Below are 24,376 nucleotides of genomic sequence, written 5' to 3'. Positions count from 1 at the left end.
GTAGGACACTGGTTGGAAGTTGCGATCGCCCGCGCCAACAAACCCTGCCTTAAAAATCCCCTTCATCTACTTGGAATACCGTCAATCCCAAGCTTCTCCACATATCAACAACTTGCTGGCGATCGTCCAACACAAACTTAACATTATATTTCCCTGCAATATGTCGCCGATAGAACTCCTCTTTAATAATCGAATCCTTCCTCATATCTCCGGTTTTCCGCATATAAAGACTGGCATAATTAACCTCGTACTGCTGCAACCATTTTTCCGTTTGAGGCTGACAGTCATCTGTGCGGCCCGACACTACAATGATATTAACGCTGGACTGCCACTTGCGAACGGTATCTAAGACGGGCTGATTGGGCAAATCGCGATCGCACGTAGAAGCATCAAAAGGATTTCTGCCATTGAGAAGTGCCAGCGTACCGTCCATATCGACAATAATTGCATCCGGCAAATCCGGGTTATATTCCGGCGGCGCAACGGGAACACGCACGTACTTATTGTACATCTTCATAATCACATCTTTGCCCACCGAATTAAGTCTTTTCAAATCCCGTTTAATACATTCCTCTACCGGAACTTGGAGAAAAGAATCATTAACTTCCACAACAGCTTTACCTTTAACCAACTCCTTGATATGCTCGATGTGAGGGCCAAAATTAGTATCATCAACAATGACGTGTTTGCCACTTTCCAAAGCCATCAAAATAATCGTATCTCTCAACTTCACAATAAACTTTTCATTTGCCGGCGACCAATGAGAAGCGTGAGCCATTTCTCTGAGCAAATCTTTATTGCTACGCACCCACTTTGCAGGTTCCGACAGCAGCAATTCCCTAGCAAATTGAGATTTTCCCGAAGCAGGTAAACCGACAAGTACAATAACTCTTTTCATAGTAAGTAGAAGGAAGAAGGAAGTTGGGCAACGGATTAGCAAGGGCGGATGTAACGGATGTCAGGAAGAAGGAATAATGCTCATACAGCAAGCTTTTTAGCCACCTGTATCTTAGGTTTAATTAGGTGCATTTACTTCTTTATTATGTCACCTAAATATAATGTTAATTTTCGTTGGCAGTGAAGATTTTAGTCCTCATTCAAGAAACGACTGTAGTCGTTACTACAAACCTAGATGGATGTAATCTAAACCCAATAGCTCCTCTATTTTATGGATCGTAACATCACGGAGAGCTTCTTTCACTCCCGCAACTCTTCGGGCTCGCAAAGAAAACAAAATCCCGGAATACGGCAAATGTTTCACAGCTAATGCAAAATCTTTCTGAACTTCGATATGTTCGTGCTGTCGGTAAGCTTCCTCGATTTCTTCAACCAAAGATTGATATTTGTCCTTAACTTTTTGATACAACTCACTCCACTCAGGAAAATAAGCTAAAAACTCTTCTCCTTCATTAGTTAAAACAATTTCTATCAGGCGGCGGGTCGAAAACCCTTCGCGGAGATGGGAAATCGCGACATATTGCGGAGACTTAACTTTAACTCGGTTGAAGTTAGCATCGCAGATAATATACCCTTCCGAATCCATCGGATCTAAATGTTGAGCCGCTTCGATAACTTCTTTCCAGCTAGTTAAAGGATAGGATGCGACCAATTCCCAGCCGTATTTATTGGCCCAAATACTCGGGTCTGTTTCTAGCAGCGTTTGAGTGTTGCGAACCCCGTGCAGCACGATTTGATTGTTTTGTTGCTGGACAACTATTCTATTGTAAGGCGTCATCAACTCAAAGATAAAACACTGGTCGGTTTCTTGTGGCAATTGATATCCCAATTCTTGCCAGACTTTCCAAAACAGTTCGGCAAAACTGAATCCAAAACCGTTAACTTCGCCGGCCGCGTCGGGAGTGCCGCTAGATTGCACTCTCCATTCTCCCTTGTAAAAATACAGTACAGTCAGAGAACCGTCTAGTTTTTGATAAACTTTGGCATTTCTCCAATCAATTGCAGCGGCGTGAATTTCTCCGTAATTAAAAAATTTGTCGTAGGGATAAGAAACTATCTGCCAATCTTGAGATGAATCTAAAATAATGCCTCGGCACTGCTGGACTATTTTTTCGCCTAGGGGAGATTCTATCTGCGAGTATTTCAGACAGACTAAATCGGGATATTGGCGGTGGCGGGTAACTTTGATATGATAAGTTTCGGACAAACTTTCCAATCCGTGCTGGCGCAAATACTCTTGCAGTTCCACGATCGACTCCTAAATTGCTCGCCTTCTCTATATTATATATGACTTCATATTCTGCCAACCTTGTCAAGATAGTCAAAAAACACTTTTCCCGGAAAAGCGAGTGTTAATTTGGTATTTTGAATTATGGTTGTACATACGTGAATGCGGTTCGCCACCCAACTAAACTCTAGGAATATTAAGGTAAAAGACCGTGAAGAAGAAATTATTACTTTTGGCTACTTCTGCTTGTGTATTGACTGCTTTAGTACCTCCCTCGGTTGTTTTTGGATCTTCGCAATTGTCGCAGCGACAATCGGGAACAACACAAATTGCTCAAGGAGGCACTGCGTTTCCGGTAAATGAAATTTTGCGAAAGTTAAAAGGCAAAACGCAAGTGCCTATTTTTATTCCCAGCAGGATTCCGGTTTCGCAAAAAATGTACTATCCAACTACAGCACAAGCAAACAGCTATAGTATTTCAATCGACTATAAACCCGATTGTGGCGGTACGACAGTTTGCACTTTTGGGTCAATTCAAGGTCAAAAAGGTGGGGAGTTTACTACAAAACTAGAAGGGGTAACTAAGACGTTAAAAAATGTCAAGCTTGCGGGCGGAGTGAAAGGAGTTTTTCATAACGGTTGCGGGGCTTACTGCACAGCCACTCTTGAGTGGAAAACTCAGGGTTTTATGTATACCGTCGCCATTAAGAACGGACGAGAATCTGATTTAATTTTAATAGGAAATTCTGCTATTCAAGCTGGGAAGCGTTAAGTTTGGCAGTCGGGGAGGCACAACTTCTATATGTAGGGTGCGTAAGGGCGCACCTTACGTTTATTGTATGATATATCTTAACTCGCACTCGCCTCTTACAAGATGCTATGGTTTTTTTTGCGCTGACCTACTTAGGGGGAAATCAGGATGAGGAGAAGATGGCTATTTGCGGCGATTTTTGCTTGTGTGGTGACTGCTTTTACGATCGCACCTTTGACACCAAACTCAGCGTTAGCAAGAAATGAACTCCCGATTACAGAAATCCGCTGGTTTAATTATTCCCCTGAAGATAGCTGGCAACCGATACAATTTATTGTGCCCGATCGCAACACTGCAAAATCTGGCGGCAGCCGTAAGTTGCGGTTGTACGATGTTCATATTGCCAAGATGTTTGAGATTTCTCATTTTCTGTGCAATCGCGATCGTGCTTCTGAGGGTTACAATTGGTCTTATCAAGCGGAAAATGGCAATATTGAGATGGGACGCTTCAAAATTAGCTGCAATCTCGCCCGTTCCATAGCCACAGCTTACGGCTTAGGCAAACCAGAAATTACAGTGATTCGCCGCAACTTCAACCTGACAAACAGTCGCCCTTCTTTTGCGCTAGAAAAATACTCGATTCTCACTTTTAACATTGCTAAAAATAGAGTTTTGCAGTGGAGGGATTTTGTGCAAAAGTTTCCCCCAATCCCCGATAACTCAGGTGCAAACCAAGCTAACAGTCGTTTTCCTGCGAGTAACATTTCTAGACAAATCAAAGGCAAAACGCGAGTGCCTGTTTTTCTTCCGAGTAGACTTCCTTTATCTGACATTCAGCAACTTGATTTTGATGTGCAAGCCGGTGCCCAAGGTTACATTGTGGGAATGTATTTAGGCAAAGGATGCCGCGCCGGAGCCTGTTATTTCGGCACAATCGAAGCTAAAAGAAATGAACCGTTTTCGCCTCCTTCGCGATTGCCGCAGGATACTTATAGAAGCATTGAATTGGCAGGCGGCATCAGGGGAATTTATTTCAATAATTGCGGTGCTTACTGCACTGCTTTTGTTGAGTGGCAAAGGCTGGGGGTGCTGTACCGAGTCACAAGGAAAAACGCACGGCAGCAAGAAGTTGTCCAAATAGCAAATTCTGCACTTCAAGCAGGGCAACGTTAAATTTTGGTTAGAAATAGAAAAGGTACGCGCTAGCAAAGCTATCTTCCCGCAGGGGTTCCCGAAGGCTAGGGAATCGACCTTTTTCACTCCTCATAAACTTTATTCTGGACAAACTGAATGGTCGCGGTCAAACCAAATGATGTAGTAAACAGACTGAACGCGAAACCCAAATATCCGTTTTTTCTCATCAATTCGCATTTCGGATAACCTCTCATCTTCAGGAATATTGTCCGGCAAAGTCGGATGAATGTTAATCAACTTATAACCAGTTCCCACTGATTCACCTCGTTTTTTTGATCCGTGACCTTTGATTTGACCCCAAGTATATTTCTCAATTTTCTTTAGTCCTTCAATTAGGTCATTGATTTCTGATGATGTCCAGTCAGACAAAAGCCAACGATTTTTATCTGCATAGGTAAATCTGAAGCTAGGATGCTCATCATCTGTACTGCTTGGTCGATTTAACTGAGTTGCCTGCTCTGGAATTCTACTTTGTTGCTTTTTTTGAGATGGCTTTGGTATGTGACTTTTTTTTCCCACCTACGCCTCCACCAAAGGTGCATAGCAGGATTTCATATCCTCGCGGGAGATGATTTTAGTTGATGTTTCCGCAGGTTCTAATCCCTTGCGGGCGTTGAGCCAAGGTGTCTCTGATTGCGTCAATTCTGCAAGATGTTTAGCACTTAATTCTCCATAAGCATTCCAAACTTCTTCGAGAACCTCGATTTCATCTTCCTCGAATTCTTCTTCAAAATTATCGGGAGCCGGAATATCGCTATATTTGTAAGCTTTGTACTCATGCCAAACATCGCGGACAACTGGGCCGGAAACCCAAGCTTCAATATCTTGATGAAATAGTGGCTGGCTTCTAAAGACTAAACTCCAAGCTTGTGCATAATACACGAGCTTTTGTAGTTTCAGCCCAGAAATGGTATCGCCTGCTTCTCGATCGACACGGCCTAAAAAGTAACGAGCTACATCAAGAGCACTTTTCATAGTTTTAGGATTTGAGTAATTTGACAAATTCACTTTTGATGCTAAGCTATTTGGTGGCTTTAGAAGTACGATCGCAATTACGATCGCCCTTTTCCCCTCACAACTACATTTCTCTCTCTAAATCTCGCAACTTTTGAGCTAATTCTTTCTCGCTGCAGCTAAGCTAACTCCTCATGTCAACCAGGTTCATCCGGCTCGACCCTAGGTAAATCTTACATCGCCGGCAGCCTTTGCTTCGGAATGTCGATCGCCCCCGTGCCAGCAACGCCCAATGCAGGATGGGAAACATCATCAAGGCTTACGGCTACTGGCGATCATACGATTTTAGATTTTAGATTGGCAATGGTTTATTATGTAAAGGTTTGGAGCTTGCCTACCATTGCATCCTTTTTTCACACAGGCGGTCAAAACCTGGTATTTCTATTTTATCGCCCGAATTATCCCAACGAGCAATTAAAGTCCCCACCTGCGGTACGCTAGATCAGGTGAATATATTGGCTGATTTCAAGCTATCCTCCGATCGATCTTATGTCCCCAACCACATCTGCCCCTTCCCGAACCGTTCGCATCGGTTCTCGCAAAAGCCAACTCGCTCTCGTGCAAACCCACTGGGTGCAAGAACAGCTACAGAAACACTTCCCGGAACACACTTTTGAAGTCCACACCATGTCCACCCAAGGGGACATAATTCTTGATGTCGCCCTCGCTAAAATTGGCGATAAAGGACTTTTCACCAAAGAATTAGAAACTGGGATGATTAACAATGAAACGGACTTTGCCGTTCATTCCCTCAAAGATTTGCCTACCAATTTGCCCGAAGGTTTAATTTTAGGATGCGTCACCGAACGGGAAAATCCCGCTGACGCCCTGGTAGTTCACTCCAAGCACAAAGACAAGCAACTCGACACCCTCCCAGAAGGTGCAGTAATCGGCACTTCTTCCCTGCGGCGGCTAGCTCAACTGCGGCACCATTTCCCTCATTTTGAATTTAAAGATATTCGCGGCAATCTCAATACTAGACTCGCTAAATTAGATGAGGGCGGTTACGACGCGATTATTTTAGCAGTTGCCGGCCTCGAAAGATTGGGAATGGGCGATCGCATCCACCAAATTATCCCTGCTGATATCTCCCTTCACGCCGTCGGACAAGGTGCTTTGGGCATCGAATGCCGCGCTGGAGATACAGAAATCATGGCCGTGATTAAAGCTCTCGAACACTTGGAAACTGCCCAAAGATGTTATGCCGAACGCGCATTTCTGCGGGAATTAGAAGGTGGCTGTCAAGTGCCGATCGGCGTCAATACCAAAATAGAAAACGGTCAATTAACCTTAACCGGAATGGTATCGAGTCTCGACGGCAAGCGGTTCGTCAAAGATAGTGTTTCCGGCGCCGCCGAGACTGCTGAAATGATCGGAATTGACCTCGCTCACCGCTTGCGCCAACAGGGAGCTAGTGAAATTTTGGAGGAAATATTTGTCCAAGTTCAGCGCGGTTCCTAAAACCAATCCCCATCTCTTTGTCAATGCTTTTAGACGTGATATATCGCCTTTTGTAAAATAAAAATAACAGGCGGTTTGCTTTGGCAAAATAGGTAGAGTAGCAGTCTGGTTGTAGATTTTTGATGGGATTTTAGGTAGGACTTGCGCGATAGATTTCAAAAATATCTGACTAATTTAGGACGCTCCGCACGGGTGTTAAGCAACCCGGTTTCTGATGTAAGTCTCGCTGTATAGCCCAAGATTTATGGTAAAAACCGGTTTTTTTTCGTAAGTCTTATAATTCTTAACCTACCCATCCACAATCTACAATCAAACACCCAAAATTAATCAGCAATTTATTTCAGGTAAAAGCCCAATATGAGCGCTAGAGAAATTCAATTAAAGCTGGAATTGAAAAAAGTTCAGCAACTGTATAGCAAAATGCAGGCCGACCAACAAGCTTTGCAGAAGCAATTGAAAGAGTTCAAAACTCAACCAGGAAATTTGTCGGATGTAGTCGAGCAAGTCTTGCCGTCGGTAGTGTCAATTTACGTCATGGATTGGGATACAGAAGAAGAGATTTCTTCTGGAAGCGGGTTCTTTGTATCGCCGGACGTAATTGTCACGAACTATCACGTTATAGAAGATATTGCCGATCAAGATTACTTCTATGAAGAAGATGAAATCGAACAGGTTTTAGTCGAAACTCACGACGGAAAATTGAGATTGGCAGAGGTGGTGTTTACTGGTAATGCTGAAGAAGACTTAGCCTTACTCTTAATTAGCGATTTTACCTTCGACCCGAACACAGGGGAACAAGTGGATTCTCCCCAAGAATACCCTCCCCTAGAGTTGTCTTTTGATGTGAAAGTAGGAGATAGAGTAATTGCTGTGGGCAATCCTTTGGGGCAGTTTGCTTCAACTGTAACTCAAGGTATTGTCAGTGCAATTCGCGAACCAGAGGAATATGAAGAAGGCGATGACGACGAAGATGATGTGGGAGAGGTGAAGGTGTTGCAAACTGATGCGGCGATTAATCCGGGCAATTCCGGCGGGCCGCTGATTAATATGGCAGGTCAAGTGGTTGGGGTGAATACGTGGGGATGGGAAGATGCTGATAATATTAATTTGGCGATCGCCTCGGAAGCTTTGGATGATTTTCTAGCGGGATTTGAGGAGACTTTTGAGGACAATTCTCAGAATTAGGCGGGAGTTATCCGTAATATGTCATTCGGGCGATCGCCCTTTTTCTCAGAGGGGACGGAAAAGGCGATCGCTATTTCCTTAATTACATACTGATGGCTTTGCGTGCAGTTTTACTAATGCGTAAAGGTGAGCAGACTGCCTACAATTTTTGATGTTTACCGTCCCTCAGAAAGTGACAGATAAATTTGATTAGATCGGGAAAATTCTCGCGGGAGGGGAGTACGGGCGATCGCACTTTCATCCCCCGCCACTGTTACCTCAAAAAGCTATCGCTCTCTTTTTTATTGCAGATGAACCGACGCCGATATGAGAATAAGGATCGAAAATTATTTATTTGGCACGATCGCGTTAATATTGTGACGCTCCCCATTTAAACTTAATCTAGACTAACAATCTCAAGGAACACAAAAAAATAATGCGTATTTTATTTGTATCCGCCGAAGCAGCACCCCTCGCTAAAGTGGGCGGTATGGGCGATGTCGTCGGCGCTTTGCCTAAATTTTTGCGGCGCATGGGACACGATGTCCGCATCTTCATGCCCTACTACGGTTTTGTTCCCGACAAAATGGATGTTCCCAAAAAACCTGTTTGGGATGGGTCGGCCATGTTCCAAAGCTTCTCGGTGTTTGAAAGTGTTTTGCCGGGAACCGATGTACCTTTATACTTAATGCAACATCCATCTTTCTTGCCGCGCCGCGTTTACGGCGGTTTAGATGAAGATTGGAGGTTCACTTTCTTTGCCAATGCTGCGGCTGAATTTGCCTGGAATCATTGGAAGCCCCAAATTATCCACTGTCACGACTGGCATACGGGGATGATACCTGTTTGGATGAGCCAAGACCCTGATATTAGCACGGTTTTTACTATTCACAATTTAGCTTATCAAGGGCCGTGGCGCTGGCGTTTGGAGCAGATGACTTGGTGTCCTTGGTATATGCAAGGTCACAATACAATGGCTGCCGCAGTACAGTTTGCCGATCGAGTAAATACAGTTTCACCGACTTACGCCGAGCAAATCAAAACCCCAGCTTATGGGGAAACTTTGGAAGGTTTGCTGTCTTACCTCGGCGGTAAAGTATCGGGCATTTTGAATGGAATTGATACAGAATCTTACAACCCAGCAACTGACAAGTACCTCCATCAACAATTTAGTGTTGATACTATTGAAAAGCGCCCCGCTAATAAAATTGCGCTGCAAGAAGAAGTCGGTTTGGAAGTGAATAAAAATGCTTTTTTGATCGGCATGGTGACGCGGCTGGTAGAACAGAAGGGATTGGATTTGATAATTCAAATGCTCGATCTGTTCATGGCCTATACCGACGCTCAATTTATTGTACTCGGAACGGGCGATCGCTACTACGAAACCCAACTCTGGCAAATGACAGCCCGCTATCCCGGTCGGATGTCCACCCAACTACTTTACAACGAGGCCCTCTCCCGGCGCGTTTACGCAGGCTGCGACAGCTTCCTGATGCCCAGCCGTTTCGAGCCCTGCGGCATTAGCCAAATGCTAGCCCTCCGCTACGGGTGCGTACCAATGGTTCGCCGCACCGGCGGTTTAGTCGATACCGTTTCCCACAACAACCCGATCGACAATACCGGTACCGGTTACTGTTTCGATCGCTACGAACCCCTCGACTTGTTCACCTGCATGATCAGAACTTGGGAAGGTTTCCGCTACAAAGATAAGTGGAGAGAACTGCAACAGCGCGGCATGAGAGAAGATTTTAGCTGGGATATTTCGGCACGGAAATACGTCCACTTGTACAGCGATATTTTGGGACTGCCGCCGGAAGGAATCGCACCGGAACAAGAACCAGAATTGATCGTTGGTAAAGGTTAATTTTAGTAAGGTGCGTCAGTCGGTGTTTGATTCAACTGAATCGAAGGGCGATCGACTGACGCAACTTACAGCTTAGTAAGGTGCATCAGTCAATCGATTTTAGATTTTAGATTTTAGATTTTAGATTGAAGCATTGACCCCACGGATGAATCCGGGGGCTTGTATCCTGGATGCTTTCAGTCGGTTTTTGATTCCATTTAATAGATCGACTGACTACTGACTACTGACTACTGACAAATTAATCAACAAATAAATCGAGAGGTAAATGACCGTAAGTTCCGCTAACTCCACCTTCTGAGGCAGATTGACACGAAATCAAAACGCCCCGGTAAGTTCCGGGATAGCCGTCAACATAATACGAACCCTTCAAAGTATTGAACTTAATATAAACCGAACCAGCAAAGGTCGAGACAGCATTAGGATCTAAAACAGCTTGATATCCCAAAGCTTTCAAATAAGCTTCTAAAGCTAAAAACCCCTCATGCGTCGAAGACGCGCACACTCCCAACATTTGATAATCCGACAAACTTGCTACCAGCAAAATTGCTTGACGGAGTGCCTGTTTTTCCAGCGGCGATGCTACAGATTGCATATCCAGACAAGTGAAATCTTTGAGGATTTGCTGTGCTTCTTCAACAGTTAGGGTAGTCGGGTTTTGAGTAGACATGAATTGCTCTGATATTTCCCAAAATTACGATCGACAATCGGGCACTCGTCAACGAATTTCTGCCATTGCAACCCTCAATTGACGGCGGTAACACTTGCACAAGTCCTGATTATAGCCGATTGTGTACTCTGGCAATCAATTCGGGCGATCGTCTTGGAGGCCTTAGCCAACGACCGTATCACAGAAAAAAGCTAGTAGTTTTTACCCGCGTTTTCAAGTTTAGATCAGTCCGCGTTTTTTCAGCTTTGCTAGCGCATCTTCTGCCGCATTTTTCTCAGCATCTTTTTTGCTTTTGCCTTTACCTTCTCCATAAAGTTTCTCTGCAACATAAACTTTAGCGAGAAATTCCGGCTTGTGGGGTGTGCCTCCTGCTTGGACTGTCACGTATTTGGGGGGAGTCGTGTCACCATTGGCCTGTACCCATTCTTGAAAGCGATTTTTCGAGTCTACAGTCGATCGAGTTTCCACAACATTTTCGGGAACGGAATCAAACATTTGTCGTACAAAGTTGCGAACTTTGTCCATGTCTTGCGTGTCGAGATAGTAAGCGCCAATAAATGCTTCAAAAGTGCTGCTGAGCAAATTTGGATTGGTAATCCCACCTTCTCTATAAGCTCCTTTTCCGAGCCGCATTTTTAAGTCTAAACCTATTTCAGTAGCAAATCTGGCTAATTGTTTTTCATCTACTAATGCAGAACGCCGGCGAGTCAGTTGGTCTTCTCCCATTTCTGGATGACGCTGATAAAGATATTCGCCGCTGAGAAAAGTCAGCAAGGCATCGCCGAGAAATTCTAAGCGTTCGTTGTCTTCTTCGTGGAATGTGGGGTTTTCGTTGACGTAGGAACGGTGGGTGAGCGCTTGGCGCAGTAGTTTTTCATGGTGGAATTCAGGAATGGCTATTTCTATCTCTTGTGTTGGATTAGTTAATGGCATAAGAGTTTTGTAATGGTTATTGTTTGTGGGCTTTGGTGTTGTTAGGTGGACATAAAAGAGCCGCAGATAGCGGTAGGTTTGGAGAATCTAGTTTATCAAATAAACTGGATTTTAGCTATCGGCGGTTAGGTAAATTTCAGGTATATTTAGGCGGCTCGTTTGTAACTCTCAAGCAACTTCGGTAATTCATTCACAAAATAGAATTCATTTGCCAGCCTTTCCAGATTTTTATTTTCATTACCTGGTCGAGCCAAGATTATCACCTTTTTACCCTTGTTTTGCAGCTTAGGAATCAGTATTTCGCCATTGCCGTCTCCAGACACAATAATAAATGTGTGTGGATATAGACTAATTGCTGCTTCACCCGAACAGTCAAAAAACAAACTGAAGTCAACAGCATTATCGATTTTCTGGAATACCTCAACACACTCGAAGCCAAGATTAACGAAAGTTTGTTGCCTTTTTTGAGAACCTTTATTTTCCTGGTGCCAATTCTTGTCGTAAACCTTTCTGGTAACTACATATCCTAATGAAGCAGCAAAAATCAATAAGTTTTTGGCTTGCTTTGCATTTGGGATGTTCTCATAATCCCAATAAATGGAAACTAAAGCTTGCTGTTGGTCGGTTGATGGGTTTGAGGTTCGATGATTGTCCGTCATTTGATTATGTCCTACAAAGAGGTTGACTGGACAGCCTCGACATATCGCGCATCTAGGATTAATGGAACGTTGTCTGTGGGTTTGCTCAAAAATGAACATCTCGGCACAGGACAATCTCTTACTACAAAATAGTGTGATTTTGTAGGATTTGATTAGCGTCTTAGCTACAGGATTTACTGAACTGGAACGAGCTTAGTAGCACCCCGTTGAAAAGAAATTGAACTCAATAATGTTTTGATTTTCTCAAGCTTGTATCAACTTGTTAAAACGACATTAGACGTACTTTCTCCTCAACGGGGCGCTAGAAACTTGCCCCAGTTCTATAGCCCTCCTAAATCACTTGTGGGATGGGCTGGAGAGCCCGTCTAGGCTAGAAGCCTGAACCACGTTCATAACTGACTTAGGATTGCTATATAAACCCTGTAGCTAAGACGACTCAATCAACATTCCTTAATTTTGAATGCGATATTTAGTTTTAGCTGCATTTTTAACCTAGCCTTCTAATTATTGAATGTCAAGTATTAACTCCCAATAATTTTTTTACATCCTTAGACATCTCACCAAGCTTTTCGCCAATTTGACACCGATCGACCGTTCCCACATAAAAACCCTTCTCCCCCTCCCCCCGCGAACCCCTCTCCCTGCGGGTCCATCCCGCTGATCTCCGGCATTTGAACAGTAAATGTAAAAATATGTTGCAAACTTTGTACTGCTGTGTTAAGTTTAGTTACATAAGGTTGAAATTAAACGAGGTTTCTGGTCATGGAAAACAAAGACGCAAAAGTTGGCTTCACTGAGTTTGCTGAAACCTGGAACGGCCGTTTGGCAATGTTGGGCTTCGTTATCGGTTTAGCTACCGAATTCCTCACCGGTCAAGGCATTCTCTCTCAAATCGGTTTGATGTAATCAGCTCTTCTGCATACAATAGCTGAAATTCAGACGATCGACCCCATCACAAGTGCAAAAGCCCCCCCGCTATTAAGTCCCCTTCACTTCACACGGAAGGGGCTTTTGCATTTTTTATCAAAACATCTAACAGATGGGACAATCAAAAATCTTTTCCGTCTCAATATTTATCGCGAGACTAACTCCAGCAAACTAAGCAATTTCTACAGACTCAAAAATCCTCAATTTAGGAGTCAAAGTCGCCACCTTCACCAAACCGTCGCGTTTGTGAGTCCGCACGCTGTTACCTAAAATCATCTCCGACAGATCGGGCATTTCCTGCCAGCAGTGCGAGCAGAACCAATAAACGCGATTGTGGCGAGCGTGGCGGAGCAATTTAGAGGAGCAACAAGGGCAACTATTCATGATATTTTAAACCTTTTTTGAAGATATGGAGCGATAACCAAATCATTAGAGAGATTCACGAATGCCTGCATATCTCAATTCCAGGCACAAAAATCAAACATCTCTTTCACTCACAGCTTTGAGCGTCGCGCAAGTAGAACTTTTGGAGGCCTAAGAGTAACACCACAATCAAAAGCTGAACGCTCCAAGGAGCCCAAGAGAAACCCCAAATAAAACAACCCAGCCCGGCCCAAGCCACAAGAACAAAAATATCTTGAGAGGTTTGCCAGTAAACCCAGACTGCTGCCAGAGAAACTATTAGTAGCAAAATGTAAGCTGAGGGCATAATCGTCTTCTCCCAATGTGTCTGCCAACAGTCAGGAGCGATCCCTGACGTTCTGCTTAAACATAAAACTAAAACCTGAAGAACTTATGAAGACGAGTGAGTTGTTACAAAAAGTAAAATAATCCTGCCAGCTTATATTTGTCCGAGAAACCCACAGGAATATTCAGTTCATGGCTGAGGTCGAATGCCGTTAAATAAGCGCAGTACCAATAGGAACTTAGGCATCCATAATTTGTATCAATTTCACCCCAACACCAACAGGGTTGAAATTGATACCGGACTGAGGTTTTTTGTCTTAAGCTGACAAGACGAAAGGCACGGCGCCTAAGTCGCTACATATATCCTGTCCGATCGACCCGATTCGATCTCAGGAACGATACCAAAGAAAGCAAGTTTTTTTAACTATCTTTGCCTGCAAAACTACTGCTTGAAAAACTGTACAATTCAAGGCGCGCGATCGATCTATTCTTGCTCCCAGCCCAAAGCCTCAGCGACCTGAGCCGCCAAAAACATCGGTTCAAAAGGCTTGGCAATCACGCTCACCACCCCCAAATCCGCGAACATCCGCCTGTCCCCAGCCAGAGCCTTAGCTGTCAATAAAATTACCGGAATGTGCTGCGTAGCCTTATTAGCTTGTAACTGTAGAAAAGTAGTAGGCCCGTCTTGGTCGGGCATCATCACGTCCAATAGAATAGCATCAGGCTGTTCGGCAAGAGCCTTAGCAACGCCCTCGCGGCCCGAACTCGCTGTCAGGACTTCCCAGCCCCCTACCAGTTCAAGACTGACTTGAGCTACTTCCCGAATATCTTCCGCATCGTCAATAACCAAGATGCGCTTGGCAGTCAAAATTAACATTTTTTTAGAAATGAGAACTGATCACAGATTAGAGGCGAAATGTGAATATTTTGTAAAGCAAATTATTTTAGCCGATCAGACTTTACAGTAAATTTTCAAAACTGTATAGCAGATGTTGAAGAAAGAAGGAACAAGGAAGACCGAAGTTGCCATCCAGCGGCAGGATTTCAACTAAGAACATCCTAACCGTCTGGCGCGGTTGCTGTAAAATATCCCACCCAAAAAAAGCCGCTTTTCCACCTCAAATCGCGCTTTTTGCCTGCTTTCCCCAAACAGCAGAAAAGGCTGAGATTGTTTGTCGATGACTCGATCGAACAATCTGCACAAAATCAGTAACTTTGGGTACACCTGGGTAGTAATTAACTTTCATTTGCAAGCCCCTCCCTGAGAAGTGGCAGACTTAAGAAAAAACTGCTGCCCTCCCCCACAACACTCTCCACCCACATCCGCCCCCCGTGCTGCTGCACAATACTGCGACAAATAGCCAGCCCCAAACCAGTACCTCCCTTCTGGCGAGAATCAGAAGCATCAACTTGTTGAAAGCGTTCAAAGACCATCTCCAGTTTGTCTGGCGGAATACCCCGCCCTTGGTCTTTCACAGCAATCACGATGTACCACGAGCTCGTCCCTGGCAAGTGCGGAGGCGCGGCGGCAGGCTCAGGAGACAACAAAGACGGAGACGACACCGACTTGTGGGCTGCTTTTTCTGCCAAATCCGGATTGTGGGTCAACTCCCCGCTCAGCCAAACCGTAGCGCCGGAGGGAGAAAATTTTATAGCATTACTGAGTAAATTTGTCAAGGCTTGAATTAGCCGATCGGGAACAGCTTGCAATTGCGCCCCTACAGGCTTCACCGACAGAGTAATTCCCGCCTGCTGAGCCATTCCTTGCATCTCGTCAGCCGCCTGCAACATCAGCTCAGCCACATTGCAAGTTTGTTTGACGGCAGTGCTGTAACTTGACTCCATCCGTTCTAAATCTAGGATGTCGTTGACCAAGCGCACCAAACGGTCAGTGTTAGTGACAGCAATCTCCAGCATCCGCTTAGCTTTCTGGGGGTAAGCGTCCAGCAGGCCGCTGTTGAGGAGGCCCAGGGCGCCGTGAATTGAGGTCATGGGTGTCCGCAGTTCGTGGCTGACAACAGAGATGAATTCATCTTTCATGCGCTCGACGGCAAGCCGATCGGTGATATCTTTAAAAGTCACCACAGCTCCAATAATTTCGCCTTCTTCTCGCATCGGAGCGACAACGTACTCAACCGGAAAACTGCTGCCGTCTCGCCGCCAAAAAATCTCATCGGTGACGCGCCGCGCCTCTCCGTCTTCCAAGGTGGCTAAAATTTGAGAACTTACCCGGTTCGGCAGCAGTTTGCCCGCCTGCGGTGCGGCGCAGTGTGGGACAAGTCCAGAGCCTGAATTGATGTCTGTTGCAGGTGAGAGTTGCTGGATCGCCTTTGAGCATTCTTCCTGTACACGGTGTAAGCTTTCATAGAGTGGTCGATCGATCAATTGCTTCGATTCACACCCAGCCATTCTCACCGCCGCAGGATTGACAAAAGTTACTTTTCCCTCTTTGTTCAACCCGCAAATTCCTTCTCCTGCGGAGAACAAAATCATTTCTGTTTGGTGGCGGAGTTGTTCAAAGGCTTTTTCGACTCGCTTGCTGTCGCTGATGTCGCGAGCGATTGTGGAAACGCCCGTTACCGCTCCAGTGGCGTCTTTAATCGGAGAAATCGTCAGGGACACATCTATCTGTTGACCGTCTTTCCGCAAGTGCACGGTTTCATAATGGTCGATGCTTGCTCCAGCCCTAATATTTTCCAGAATTTGCGGCATTTCCTTGGGGCGTTCGGGTATGGCTAAAATCTCGATCGACTGGCCCTTGATTTCCGCGGCACAGTAGCCGTAAATCTTCTCGGCTCCTGCGTTCCAGCTCTGAATAGTCCCGGCGAGGGTTTTGCCGACGATGCCGTCGTCGGAAGACTCGACAATCGACGCCAAGCGCACGAGTTCGTCTCTAGTTTGCTTGTGTTCGGTAATGTCCCGACCCAAAATCACTATACTTTTGCGTCTGCCGTCGGGATGAAATACGGGTACCTTAATCACGTCGTAAATTTTCACAGTACCGTCCGATCGGGGAATTATTTCTTCCCCCCTAGAAAGGGTACCTTTTTCCCACGCTTCTCGATCGCTCACCTCGCACGCCTGTAGGGCCTCCCGGTAAAAACTGCTGAGTTCTCCTAGCTGAGAATCTTTGAGGCTGCGGTAGTCTATTTTTTCTAGCTCGAACACTTCCAATATCGCTCGATTTGCCTCCTGCCACCTGCCCTCGCCATCTTTGAAGCAGACAATATCTGGCATGGCATTCATCAGCAAGTCGAGATAGGAGTTTTCTCGCCCTGCAGCTTCTACCTGCGTCCGCTTGGCGATTTCCCGTTGCAGGTTTTCGTTTGCCGTTTGCAGCGAGTCCTTTAACAAACTTTCTGTAAAAGTTCTTTCCTTAATTACTTCCTGAAGTTTGTGGAGTTCTAGGGACAGCCGCCTGCGCGCCAACAAATTTTCTACCCGCAAATGCAGTTGGGCAGGTTCGGCGGGAGTTACTATCAAATCGTCTATTCTGCGTTCTAGTGGTTTTGCCTGCTGCGAAAATGGCTGCTCCAAAAGAGCAGGCGTTTGGGATTTACTAACAAGCAAAAACGGTAAAAATATCGGCTCAGCGGCAGCTTTTAATGATTCTACCAGCGGTCCGATGCGATCGAAATTTGCCTCGTCGAGAATGCACAAGTCAAAAGCGATTTGGGGAAAGGGAAATTCGGAGTTTGGATCTAAAGCGCGATCGAGTACGAGCACCTCATGCTCGGTGTTGAGGTGGGCGATCGGCAAATTAAGTTGTTGCTGGCGATCGACCAAGAGTAAAATGCGGCTCATTAGTGTGTTAATTTCCCCATGACTAATGATATGATGTCCGGTAAATTAACTATTATATCTTTTGTAGCGAGGACTTAAGTCCTGTTTTTTATGAGAAATTAAGCCCTCACTACAAACAAATTTTATAGCCTTAGATCAACCGGACGCGATCGAAATGATCGAGGCATTAAGTAGCCAGAGTTGAAGCCCCAATTTAATATAATTTGATAATTATTTAATTGTTTGTTGGTTCAAGAAATGACTAATGACTAATTACTAATTCAGGGGGCGGGTTTATATTTATTTGGGTTGTCAGTTCTATGAAAGCTGGTGAAACCCGCCCCTACAGGCTAATGACTAATGACTAATGACTTTTTACGGCATTCCGATCGGAATCAAAGCATCTTCCGGCATACAGCTAGAGTAACAACTCCCTTCCGATAAAACCGCAATCAGCCTCACCTGCCAGTCGGGCATAATCTGCAAATCCGCCCAAGGCACTGCTACCTCCAAACATTTATCCACTCCCACTTGGGCGCGGCTAATGCGGGGCTGCCACCGATCGCCGTCTTCTGCTTCCTGAAACCAAATCGATTTCGTCAGCAAATTAATCTCTAACTGATGGTGGTATCGATAATTTAGCGGTGCTTCGTCAGGCAAACCCGACAGCGGAATCAGACTGTTGTGCATCGTGCGATCGGGATAAAACCAGAACAAATTTAACTGCTGCGGGCAATCAATTCCCGGCCGCACCCCTACCTTGAAGTCGGCACGAATGTAAAAATTTAAGTGGTCAACCCCGTACCAAAGGCGCTGAATTGCCGAACTCCGGTGCATCGTACCCCTTGCTCCCCCAACTTCAATCCGGCCGGCTTTGTCCCAATCCTGTTCGTTGCCGATACCGTCAATCACCGGGTGAATAAAGCTCAGCGGCAGGTGGTCGCCTTGAACCTCGTGCACCTCTACTTGCCGTCGCACTTCCGGGGGTACGGGTTCGCCGAGAGCTTCGTAAATTCCCGCTACGTGTTCCCGAAATAGCTGGTCGAACATGGCGTCTTGGTTCGACGTGTGGCCTTCGCCAAACCACCAGAACCAGTCGGAACCTTCGGCCGCATAAAGCGCTTCCCAAGCTTCTGGGTTGCTTTCTTCTGTGGCCTCTGGATGGTTTGCCAGCATTTGTCTCGCGGGCCCTAACAAGTCCCAAGCGCGATTTTTTGCCGGATCGCCGATCCAAGTGGTCAGAGAACCGTCCACCCAGGAACCGGTGTGCAGTTGGGCTGCGGGAATTGTTTCGGTTGCTGGGAATTTGTCGAGAAATTCCGAGACTGTGACTAATTTGATATCTGGATTGTCGCTGAGAGTTTGATAGAGAGATTCTAAGAACGGTTTGCCGTCTTGGGGATAGAATTCCCAGCAATTTTCGCCGTCTAGGGCGATCGTCACTAACCAGGGATTTTCTAAAGCTGTTTGACCGTCGGGTTGTCGGTGTTTGAGAGTTCTGCCGATCGCTTCTAAGTGTCCCACTAAATCTGATGCTGCTTTTTCCGGTTCCATCGAACCGTAGGTAAACCCGATCAAGTCGGACAATCTGTGGTCTCTAAATACTATGGCTAAATCACCGTCAGGAGTTTCTAAACGGTAAGGGCGATATAAGAATTCTGGTTCGTAGACATTCCCTGTCGCGTCGCGGTTGAAAAAGTGTTTAATTGTCCACCCCAATACTGCTTCGTCCGAGACTATCCATTTAAAGCCTTGTTTGGCAATGTAGGGCAAAATTTCCGGGCTGACTGCTTGTTCCGACGGCCACAAACCGCGCGGTTGGCAATCAAACCGATCTTCATACATTTCCCAGGCTTTTCTCAGGTGTCGGGGAATATCTTCTTCCCACTGAAACCTGTGTTGTGGCAGCGTCATGTTTGGAATAGCTATGCGGCCGCCATTAGTGTCGGCAAGCAGCGGTAAAATCGGGTGCGTGTAGGGGGTTGTGGAGACTTCTAACTGTCCCTCAGCTTGCATTTTACGGTGCTGGGGAATGATGCGAGCGAGGATTTCTTTTTGTTTTGAGTAGATGTTTTTTCGGTCTACCAAACTAAAATTTTGTCCTTGTTTCAGCCACCCTGCAATTTCGGGGTCGTCCCAAAACAGCGGGTCAATCCAAGCTAAATTGTGCCACGCCAGCAAGTCGCTAAAATCCTGCAATTTCCAGTTTGCCAAACACCACTGAATGCCTTTTTCCTGCCGCTGAGTGTAGAGTTGAGCGTAGCGGGGATGCGGCTGAATCAGAGTGTGGTAATTGGCGTCAAAGAAGTGTTCTAAAATGAACTCTTGTTCTGGGATGGTTAAAATTTCTGTTGGCTTTAATGTCACCGTCAAGTAAGGGTCTAATGCTCTGTCTGCGATGCAGTCTTCTATCTGCAAAATCAATGAGGGAACCAAGTTTACTGTTTGATGCAGGTTTGGATATTTTGCCAGCATTAGCACTAAATCCAAGTAGTCTTTGACTCCGTGCAAGCGCACCCAAGGCAGTCGGTACTGCGCTGCTCCTGCGCTACCTGATACTCGGGATTTGTATAGCGGTTGGTGTTGGTGCCAAATGAAGGCTACATAAAGAGGGTGAGACATTGAATTTGTAATTGGTAATTGGTAATTGGTAATTGAATTGGGTAATTGGTAATTGGTAATTGGTAATTAAATTTGGTAATTAGTAATTGGCAATTAAATGTTGGTAATTGGTAACAGTCAACAGTCAACTGTCAAACGTCAACAGTCAACTGCCAACTGCCAATTGCCAACTGACTAATTACATTACCTGTTCGACTTCGGCAATTTCTGGGATGGCCTCGCGCAGGCGGCGTTCAATGCCCATTCTCAGAGTCATTGTGGAACTCGGGCAAGAGCCGCAAGCTCCTTGCAGTCTCAGGTGTACGACTGGGCCGTCGATTTCTACGAGTTCGACGTTGCCGCCGTCGGATATCAAGTAGGGGCGCATTTCATCGAGAACTGTTTCGACGTTATCTCTGGTTAGTGCTAGTGTCATATTTCGCCTCTGTGATGATTTCTTGCAGTTGATTTTGTTCTATTTGACTCAAGGGCAGCATTCTCAACCGCACGAGATTTAAGAAACCGGGTTCCTTGACAAAAGACTTGTGCACTCAGGTGAACTAGCTGCCGGAAGCCCGGTTTCTGTCATGCTGATGCTCGATCTGAATTCGCTCTCTAGTTCGATCGTAGCGTTACTTGCTGCCAAATCAAGTTGATTCTGATACGTTATCCAAAAAACCCGTTTTATTTAAGAAATTGGGTTTTCGATCGCGCTACACTACTGCTGGTTCTAGCAGTTTGACGTTGGAGTAGTTGAACTCGGTTGTTGTCAGTTGACCTTTTTCTTTTGCTCGAACTACTTGCTTTGTCATGACATAATAGTCGCCTATCTTCTCAAAGGTATCTTCAAATTCGAGTTCTCTGATGATTTCGTCTGTTTGGGGGTTCCGGAAAACGGCATCATAGTGAGTCGCCAAAGAACCTTCGGGTGTCTCTAAGCTTTTGTGTGTGTCAATTACGAAAGCCATGCGGCCCATCACCCGGCTGACTTGACAAATTGAGAGACCTCGGATTTTATAATTCGAGCCCATTGAGTCGCCTTGCACCAAGATGTCCACAGCGTCGGTGCTGTCCTTCTCGCCCAGGGTAAAGCTATTTTTGCCGTGAGATTTTTCAAATGTCGAGCGTTTGCGGTGGGTGACAATATCGCGCATTTGGGTGTAGACGCTTTGCTGCACTTCCTCATCTTCAATGCCGCTGACTTCCACGCTCATGTCGGGTTTGATGGAAACATGACCCGTATATACTTCGTCGCCCTGTTTGAGTTCAATATCGGCACTGTAACCGGGAAAATTGGCATCCCAGGTATAGCGGTGTTCGTAAGCAGCGCGAAACAAATCGCGAGCGTTGGCTTGCTCTGTCATAAATCCTCTTTCTCTTGACACCCATCTAGTTTAGCTTAACCGCGAGAAGCCCCACATTCACTGGGTAGGGGAGTTACCCGCACTCTTGGCGAGCACTTTTTGGGGGTGCTGCTGGGCTGGCAATTAGGGCGCAACAAGAATTTACTGTCTCTATCGGTTGCTATGATTTGAAAATAAAGTCCCAAAATGCCTGGTTATTGAGAGCGCGATGGGTCGATCGCCACCTACCAGTCTTTGTTAGGGGTTATGTTGAAAAAACTTGTGTCCGCTTTTTAAGGGTTGCACCCGCAGGCAACTATTAGATTCCCCCCTTAATAAAATGCTAGAAACTGTCTATAAACACTTAGAAACATTGCAGGAACAAGCTAGGGAATTGCCACACCCGCAACAGGCAATTTTTACAAAAACTTTGGAATATTTATCAAATTCTCTACAGGAAATGGCTGGCAGCCGCTTGTTTGAAAGCGCCACAAATAACGCGGCAAAGCTAGTTGAAAGTGAAAAAAATAATCGCCTCTTGGAACGCACTGTAGCCCAGCAAGTAGGGCAAATCAGACAGCTACGGGAGCAGTTGGAAAAACAAACCAGCCAGCATCGCAGGGACACTCAAGCATTAACTAAAAGTGAAGCTAAACTGCAAGCTATGCTGCGTAATTCTCCCGATCTAATTAGCATTGTTGGCTCTGACGGGCGAGTTCGATACCACAGCGGAGCGCTACAGAGGCTTTTGGGTTACAACCCAGAAGAAAGAATTGGCAAATTTCACGGCGAGTTAATCCATCCAGACGATTTGCTGGCTTGGCAGACGTATTTTGGTAAGTTGTTAGAATCTCCAGGAATTGGGGGGGCAATCGAATATCGGAAACGCCACGCTGACGGTTCTTGGATCTACATGGAGTCGATAGGTAACAGTTTGCTTTACGATTCTAGCGTGCAGGGAATTATAATTAATTCGCGGGAAATAGGGGAACGAAAGCAAGCCGAAATCGCAGTCCGAGAGTCGGAACTCCACTACAGAGTTATGTCGCAAATCACTTCGGATTTTGCCTATTCTTTTAAGGGACTTCCCGACGGCAAGTTCGCCTGCGAGTGGGCGACAGAAGCTTTTGAGCGCTGCACCGGGATCGTTCCTGAAGAATTAGAATCGTTTGGTTGGTGGAACTCTGAACTCGTTCATCCCGACGACAGAGAAATGTTAATTAAACAGTTAGAAGGCTGTACTTTCAGCCGCACTGGAGCTAATGAGTATCGCATTATTAATCAAAAAGGCGAGGTGCGCTGGGTGCGGGACTACTGGCAAGTGGTGTGGGACAAAACTGCTGAACGGGTTGTCCGTTTGTGGGGCGCTTGTCAGGAAATTACCGATCGCAAGCAAGTAGAATTGAAACTGCAACTCGTTAACCAAGTTTTGCAAGCCCAGATAGCATCGGCGCCGCTGGCGATTAACTGTACCAGCAATGACGGCCATACCGTTGTTTGGAACCGCGCCGCGGAACAACTTTTTGGCTGGACTGCTGCTGAGGTTTTAGGGAAACCTTTACCGAATATTCCTGAAGGCCAAAAGCAAGATTTTTACGCGCTTCTAAAGTCTGCGTCTAATGGCAAACCGCAAAACGGTTTGGAAATATCTTTGTTGAAAAAAGACGGTAGTTCGATCGATGTTTGGCTTTGGGCCGCACGCGTGCGAGATGCGGGCGGCCAGACTGTCGGCAATATCAACATATTTTCTGATCTTTCAGAACGCAAGCGCATAGAGGAAGAACGCCAAAAACTAGCAGCGATGAAAGATATGGAAGAACCTTTTTGGGCGCGATATGTCAGCCCTCCAAAAACTCCGAAAAAAAAGGGCAGTGGTTAATTCTATCAAGCACAAGTTAAAATCATTAAAAGTGCGAAAGCGCAATCTTATGCGTGCAATATCCTTTCCGGTCAAATAACCGATTTGATGGGAGTTGTTCCAGCGGACATAATATGATAAATACACCGGGCTACTACGTGTAGTAGTTGCTATGCTGTACTGTGTAAAACTATAATTCCCTAAAAATAATTTATGAACCAGCTACCGAATTTATTTAGGGAATCTATCGATAAAGTATCAGCTTTTTCCAGGGTAAAACTTGTTGGCACGGTAAATATTAGACTTGTTAAATACGCCACTAGAAGGTTTACTGATGCCCAGATTTTTCCTGACTCCTGAAAGTGGCTAACTCTGCGTGAGTTTGGCAAGCTTCACTTAACTCAATGTAATCTAAGATATTGGAAATTACCTGAGAAAGGTGGATAGCCGAACGGTGAGCTTCTTCGATAAAATCTCTCTCCTCTATGGGATCGTCAGCTTGGTCGTCTATGGTTAGTTGTAGATAACCGATGATGTGATTTAGGGGAGTGCGGAGCTCGTGGGATGCCTTCAACAAAAATTGCTTTTTGAGCTGGGATAGTCCTTGTACTCGCTTGCTGCGCTCTTGGTAGAGGGTGGCGAGGGCGATCGCACTTCCTACTTGCTCGGCGAGTTCTTGTGCGAATTCGATCTGGCATTGAGTCCAAGGTCGATCGGTCTTACCCTTCCCCGACGATCGACCTTTGCACTGATGCAAGCTAATTATGCCGTTAGGTTGCTCTTGGTAAGCGGTAGCCACCACTAGCAGCGACTGTGGCCCAAAAGGGTCATTGGCTGCAAAGGAGTCTACTACCACCGGTTCGAGGGTGGCTAGAGCTTGAAGGAAATGAGGTGCTGCTGTCAGGGAGATTTCCATTCCCAGCATGGGTAAAAATGGTTCTTGGCAGTATTCAGCAGCTACTTTGACTTGCAGGTTAGAACTTTCATAGGGACAAATGATGCAGCGGCTGACGCCTAGTGTTTCTCCCAGAGTGTTAACTGTTTGCTGCCAGATGGTATGGATATCCAAGGTTCGACGAATATTTCTGCCAATTTGGAGTAAAAGCTTTTGCGATTGAGCTGATATTTGCTGATTCATAGCAACCCTTTTTCTACTAGACTGGCAAAAGTTTACCACTCCGGCAACAGAGCAGGAATTTACTTAATTTGCCAGCCTGCGGCTGTCCTACTTATGAATTACGTAATTCTACTTAAATATTGCCACACGCTTTCAAAAATTACTAAG

Annotated in this window: 23 protein-coding genes; 7 read left to right on the top strand and 16 right to left on the bottom strand. The window is 45.6% G+C overall.

Translation table 11 applies throughout. The features are described 5' to 3' along the window. Nucleotides 1-49: 49 nt before the first annotated feature. The gene (locus tag QUA23_RS04460) at nt 50-898 is read right to left on the bottom strand and encodes a phosphatase domain-containing protein (RefSeq protein ID WP_333074109.1); all 849 of its coding nucleotides are present in this window, start codon (nt 896-898) and stop codon (nt 50-52) included. A gap of 222 nt (nt 899-1,120) precedes the next feature. Continuing rightward, on the bottom strand, nt 1,121-2,206 hold the full coding sequence (locus QUA23_RS04455) for a T4 RnlA family RNA ligase (protein WP_333074111.1): 1,086 nt from the start codon (nt 2,204-2,206) through the stop codon (nt 1,121-1,123). A gap of 190 nt (nt 2,207-2,396) precedes the next feature. On the opposite strand from QUA23_RS04455, the gene QUA23_RS04450 reads away from it, so the two are divergent. Continuing rightward, a complete protein-coding gene (locus QUA23_RS04450; RefSeq protein WP_333074112.1) occupies nt 2,397-2,957 on the top strand; it encodes a hypothetical protein in 561 nt (186 codons plus the stop codon). A 147-nt stretch (nt 2,958-3,104) separates the two neighbouring features. Beyond that, nucleotides 3,105-4,109 carry a hypothetical protein gene (locus QUA23_RS04445; protein WP_333074113.1) on the top strand — a complete coding sequence of 335 codons (1,005 nt, stop codon included), beginning with the start codon at nt 3,105-3,107 and terminating at the stop codon, nt 4,107-4,109. Between the two features lie 99 nt (nt 4,110-4,208). On the opposite strand, the gene QUA23_RS04440 is transcribed toward QUA23_RS04445, so the two are convergent. After that, complete coding sequence (locus QUA23_RS04440) at nt 4,209-4,649, bottom strand: MAG6450 family protein (protein WP_333074115.1); 441 nt, start codon at nt 4,647-4,649, stop codon at nt 4,209-4,211. Beyond that, the gene (locus QUA23_RS04435) at nt 4,650-5,105 is read right to left on the bottom strand and encodes a type II toxin-antitoxin system antitoxin SocA domain-containing protein (protein WP_333074116.1); all 456 of its coding nucleotides are present in this window, start codon (nt 5,103-5,105) and stop codon (nt 4,650-4,652) included. It abuts the gene before it with no gap. A gap of 528 nt (nt 5,106-5,633) precedes the next feature. On the opposite strand from QUA23_RS04435, the gene hemC reads away from it, so the two are divergent. The 3 genes from hemC (at nt 5,634) to glgA (ending at nt 9,633) form a co-directional block, all read left to right on the top strand. Continuing rightward, entirely contained in the window at nt 5,634-6,605 is a 972-nt protein-coding gene (gene hemC, locus QUA23_RS04430; protein ID WP_333074118.1) for a hydroxymethylbilane synthase, read from the top strand. A 357-nt stretch (nt 6,606-6,962) separates the two neighbouring features. Beyond that, on the top strand, nt 6,963-7,790 hold the full coding sequence (locus QUA23_RS04425; protein ID WP_333074119.1) for a trypsin-like peptidase domain-containing protein: 828 nt from the start codon (nt 6,963-6,965) through the stop codon (nt 7,788-7,790). Nucleotides 7,791-8,205: 415 nt separating this feature from the next. Beyond that, complete coding sequence (gene glgA, locus QUA23_RS04420) at nt 8,206-9,633, top strand: glycogen synthase GlgA (protein ID WP_333074121.1); 1,428 nt, start codon at nt 8,206-8,208, stop codon at nt 9,631-9,633. 238 nt (nt 9,634-9,871) lie between these two features. Here glgA and QUA23_RS04415 read toward each other — a convergent pair whose 3' ends face one another. The 3 genes from QUA23_RS04415 to QUA23_RS04405 form a co-directional block, all read right to left on the bottom strand. After that, the gene (locus QUA23_RS04415) at nt 9,872-10,300 is read right to left on the bottom strand and encodes a DUF1824 family protein (RefSeq protein ID WP_333074123.1); all 429 of its coding nucleotides are present in this window, start codon (nt 10,298-10,300) and stop codon (nt 9,872-9,874) included. A 219-nt stretch (nt 10,301-10,519) separates the two neighbouring features. Continuing rightward, nucleotides 10,520-11,233 carry a ribonuclease III gene (gene rnc / locus QUA23_RS04410; protein WP_333074125.1) on the bottom strand — a complete coding sequence of 238 codons (714 nt, stop codon included), beginning with the start codon at nt 11,231-11,233 and terminating at the stop codon, nt 10,520-10,522. 146 nt (nt 11,234-11,379) lie between these two features. Further along, nucleotides 11,380-11,991 carry an NYN domain-containing protein gene (locus tag QUA23_RS04405; protein WP_333074127.1) on the bottom strand — a complete coding sequence of 204 codons (612 nt, stop codon included), beginning with the start codon at nt 11,989-11,991 and terminating at the stop codon, nt 11,380-11,382. Between the two features lie 663 nt (nt 11,992-12,654). Between QUA23_RS04405 and QUA23_RS04400 the strand changes: the two genes are divergently transcribed. Continuing rightward, entirely contained in the window at nt 12,655-12,798 is a 144-nt protein-coding gene (locus tag QUA23_RS04400) for a chlorophyll a/b-binding protein (protein WP_015176459.1), read from the top strand. A 192-nt stretch (nt 12,799-12,990) separates the two neighbouring features. On the opposite strand, the gene QUA23_RS04395 is transcribed toward QUA23_RS04400, so the two are convergent. From QUA23_RS04395 to QUA23_RS04360, 8 genes are all read right to left on the bottom strand, one after another. After that, nucleotides 12,991-13,113 carry a hypothetical protein gene (locus QUA23_RS04395; RefSeq protein WP_333074128.1) on the bottom strand — a complete coding sequence of 41 codons (123 nt, stop codon included), beginning with the start codon at nt 13,111-13,113 and terminating at the stop codon, nt 12,991-12,993. A gap of 196 nt (nt 13,114-13,309) precedes the next feature. After that, nucleotides 13,310-13,528: a hypothetical protein gene (locus tag QUA23_RS04390; RefSeq protein WP_333074130.1), complete on the bottom strand. Its 219-nt coding sequence runs from the start codon at nt 13,526-13,528 to the stop codon at nt 13,310-13,312. 462 nt (nt 13,529-13,990) lie between these two features. Beyond that, entirely contained in the window at nt 13,991-14,383 is a 393-nt protein-coding gene (locus tag QUA23_RS04385) for a response regulator (RefSeq protein WP_190655560.1), read from the bottom strand. Nucleotides 14,384-14,554: 171 nt separating this feature from the next. Next, nucleotides 14,555-14,731: a hypothetical protein gene (locus QUA23_RS04380; protein ID WP_333093763.1), complete on the bottom strand. Its 177-nt coding sequence runs from the start codon at nt 14,729-14,731 to the stop codon at nt 14,555-14,557. A gap of 11 nt (nt 14,732-14,742) precedes the next feature. Beyond that, a complete protein-coding gene (locus QUA23_RS04375; protein ID WP_333074131.1) occupies nt 14,743-17,310 on the bottom strand; it encodes a PAS domain S-box protein in 2,568 nt (855 codons plus the stop codon). Nucleotides 17,311-17,664: 354 nt separating this feature from the next. After that, complete coding sequence (locus QUA23_RS04370; RefSeq protein ID WP_333074133.1) at nt 17,665-19,911, bottom strand: glycoside hydrolase; 2,247 nt, start codon at nt 19,909-19,911, stop codon at nt 17,665-17,667. A gap of 178 nt (nt 19,912-20,089) precedes the next feature. Beyond that, nucleotides 20,090-20,326: a NifU family protein gene (locus QUA23_RS04365; protein WP_006632519.1), complete on the bottom strand. Its 237-nt coding sequence runs from the start codon at nt 20,324-20,326 to the stop codon at nt 20,090-20,092. A gap of 277 nt (nt 20,327-20,603) precedes the next feature. Then, entirely contained in the window at nt 20,604-21,254 is a 651-nt protein-coding gene (locus QUA23_RS04360; RefSeq protein WP_333074135.1) for a DUF3386 domain-containing protein, read from the bottom strand. Between the two features lie 319 nt (nt 21,255-21,573). Here QUA23_RS04360 and QUA23_RS04355 point away from each other — a divergent pair, with 319 nt between their 5' ends. Beyond that, nucleotides 21,574-23,112, top strand: a complete 1,539-nt coding sequence (locus QUA23_RS04355; RefSeq protein WP_333074136.1) for a PAS domain S-box protein — start codon at nt 21,574-21,576, stop codon at nt 23,110-23,112. A 307-nt stretch (nt 23,113-23,419) separates the two neighbouring features. Here QUA23_RS04355 and QUA23_RS04350 read toward each other — a convergent pair whose 3' ends face one another. Further along, nucleotides 23,420-24,229: a GAF domain-containing protein gene (locus tag QUA23_RS04350; RefSeq protein ID WP_333074137.1), complete on the bottom strand. Its 810-nt coding sequence runs from the start codon at nt 24,227-24,229 to the stop codon at nt 23,420-23,422. Between the last annotated feature and the right edge of the window lie 147 nt (nt 24,230-24,376).

The organism is Microcoleus sp. Pol1C5 (assembly GCF_036701115.1).
Lineage (GTDB): Bacteria > Cyanobacteriota > Cyanobacteriia > Cyanobacteriales > Microcoleaceae > Microcoleus.
Note: the sequence above shows the minus strand (reverse complement) of the source record. Positions and strands in the feature narration are given on the sequence as shown.

What these genes read in the sequence shown, in the direction of transcription:
- QUA23_RS04460 (WP_333074109.1), bottom strand. Translation starts at nt 898, where the DNA reads ATGAAAAGAGTTATTGTACTTGTCGGTTTACCTGCTTCGGGAAAATCT.
- QUA23_RS04445 (WP_333074113.1), top strand. Translation starts at nt 3,105, where the DNA reads ATGAGGAGAAGATGGCTATTTGCGGCGATTTTTGCTTGTGTGGTGACT.
- QUA23_RS04435 (WP_333074116.1), bottom strand. Translation starts at nt 5,105, where the DNA reads ATGAAAAGTGCTCTTGATGTAGCTCGTTACTTTTTAGGCCGTGTCGAT.
- hemC (WP_333074118.1), top strand. Translation starts at nt 5,634, where the DNA reads ATGTCCCCAACCACATCTGCCCCTTCCCGAACCGTTCGCATCGGTTCT.
- QUA23_RS04425 (WP_333074119.1), top strand. Translation starts at nt 6,963, where the DNA reads ATGAGCGCTAGAGAAATTCAATTAAAGCTGGAATTGAAAAAAGTTCAG.
- glgA (WP_333074121.1), top strand. Translation starts at nt 8,206, where the DNA reads ATGCGTATTTTATTTGTATCCGCCGAAGCAGCACCCCTCGCTAAAGTG.
- QUA23_RS04415 (WP_333074123.1), bottom strand. Translation starts at nt 10,300, where the DNA reads ATGTCTACTCAAAACCCGACTACCCTAACTGTTGAAGAAGCACAGCAA.
- rnc (WP_333074125.1), bottom strand. Translation starts at nt 11,233, where the DNA reads ATGCCATTAACTAATCCAACACAAGAGATAGAAATAGCCATTCCTGAA.
- QUA23_RS04405 (WP_333074127.1), bottom strand. Translation starts at nt 11,991, where the DNA reads ATGTTCATTTTTGAGCAAACCCACAGACAACGTTCCATTAATCCTAGA.
- QUA23_RS04400 (WP_015176459.1), top strand. Translation starts at nt 12,655, where the DNA reads ATGGAAAACAAAGACGCAAAAGTTGGCTTCACTGAGTTTGCTGAAACC.
- QUA23_RS04395 (WP_333074128.1), bottom strand. Translation starts at nt 13,113, where the DNA reads ATGCCCGATCTGTCGGAGATGATTTTAGGTAACAGCGTGCGGACTCAC.
- QUA23_RS04390 (WP_333074130.1), bottom strand. Translation starts at nt 13,528, where the DNA reads ATGCCCTCAGCTTACATTTTGCTACTAATAGTTTCTCTGGCAGCAGTC.
- QUA23_RS04385 (WP_190655560.1), bottom strand. Translation starts at nt 14,383, where the DNA reads ATGTTAATTTTGACTGCCAAGCGCATCTTGGTTATTGACGATGCGGAA.
- QUA23_RS04375 (WP_333074131.1), bottom strand. Translation starts at nt 17,310, where the DNA reads ATGAGCCGCATTTTACTCTTGGTCGATCGCCAGCAACAACTTAATTTG.
- QUA23_RS04370 (WP_333074133.1), bottom strand. Translation starts at nt 19,911, where the DNA reads ATGTCTCACCCTCTTTATGTAGCCTTCATTTGGCACCAACACCAACCG.
- QUA23_RS04365 (WP_006632519.1), bottom strand. Translation starts at nt 20,326, where the DNA reads ATGACACTAGCACTAACCAGAGATAACGTCGAAACAGTTCTCGATGAA.
- QUA23_RS04360 (WP_333074135.1), bottom strand. Translation starts at nt 21,254, where the DNA reads ATGACAGAGCAAGCCAACGCTCGCGATTTGTTTCGCGCTGCTTACGAA.
- QUA23_RS04355 (WP_333074136.1), top strand. Translation starts at nt 21,574, where the DNA reads ATGCTAGAAACTGTCTATAAACACTTAGAAACATTGCAGGAACAAGCT.
- QUA23_RS04350 (WP_333074137.1), bottom strand. Translation starts at nt 24,229, where the DNA reads ATGAATCAGCAAATATCAGCTCAATCGCAAAAGCTTTTACTCCAAATT.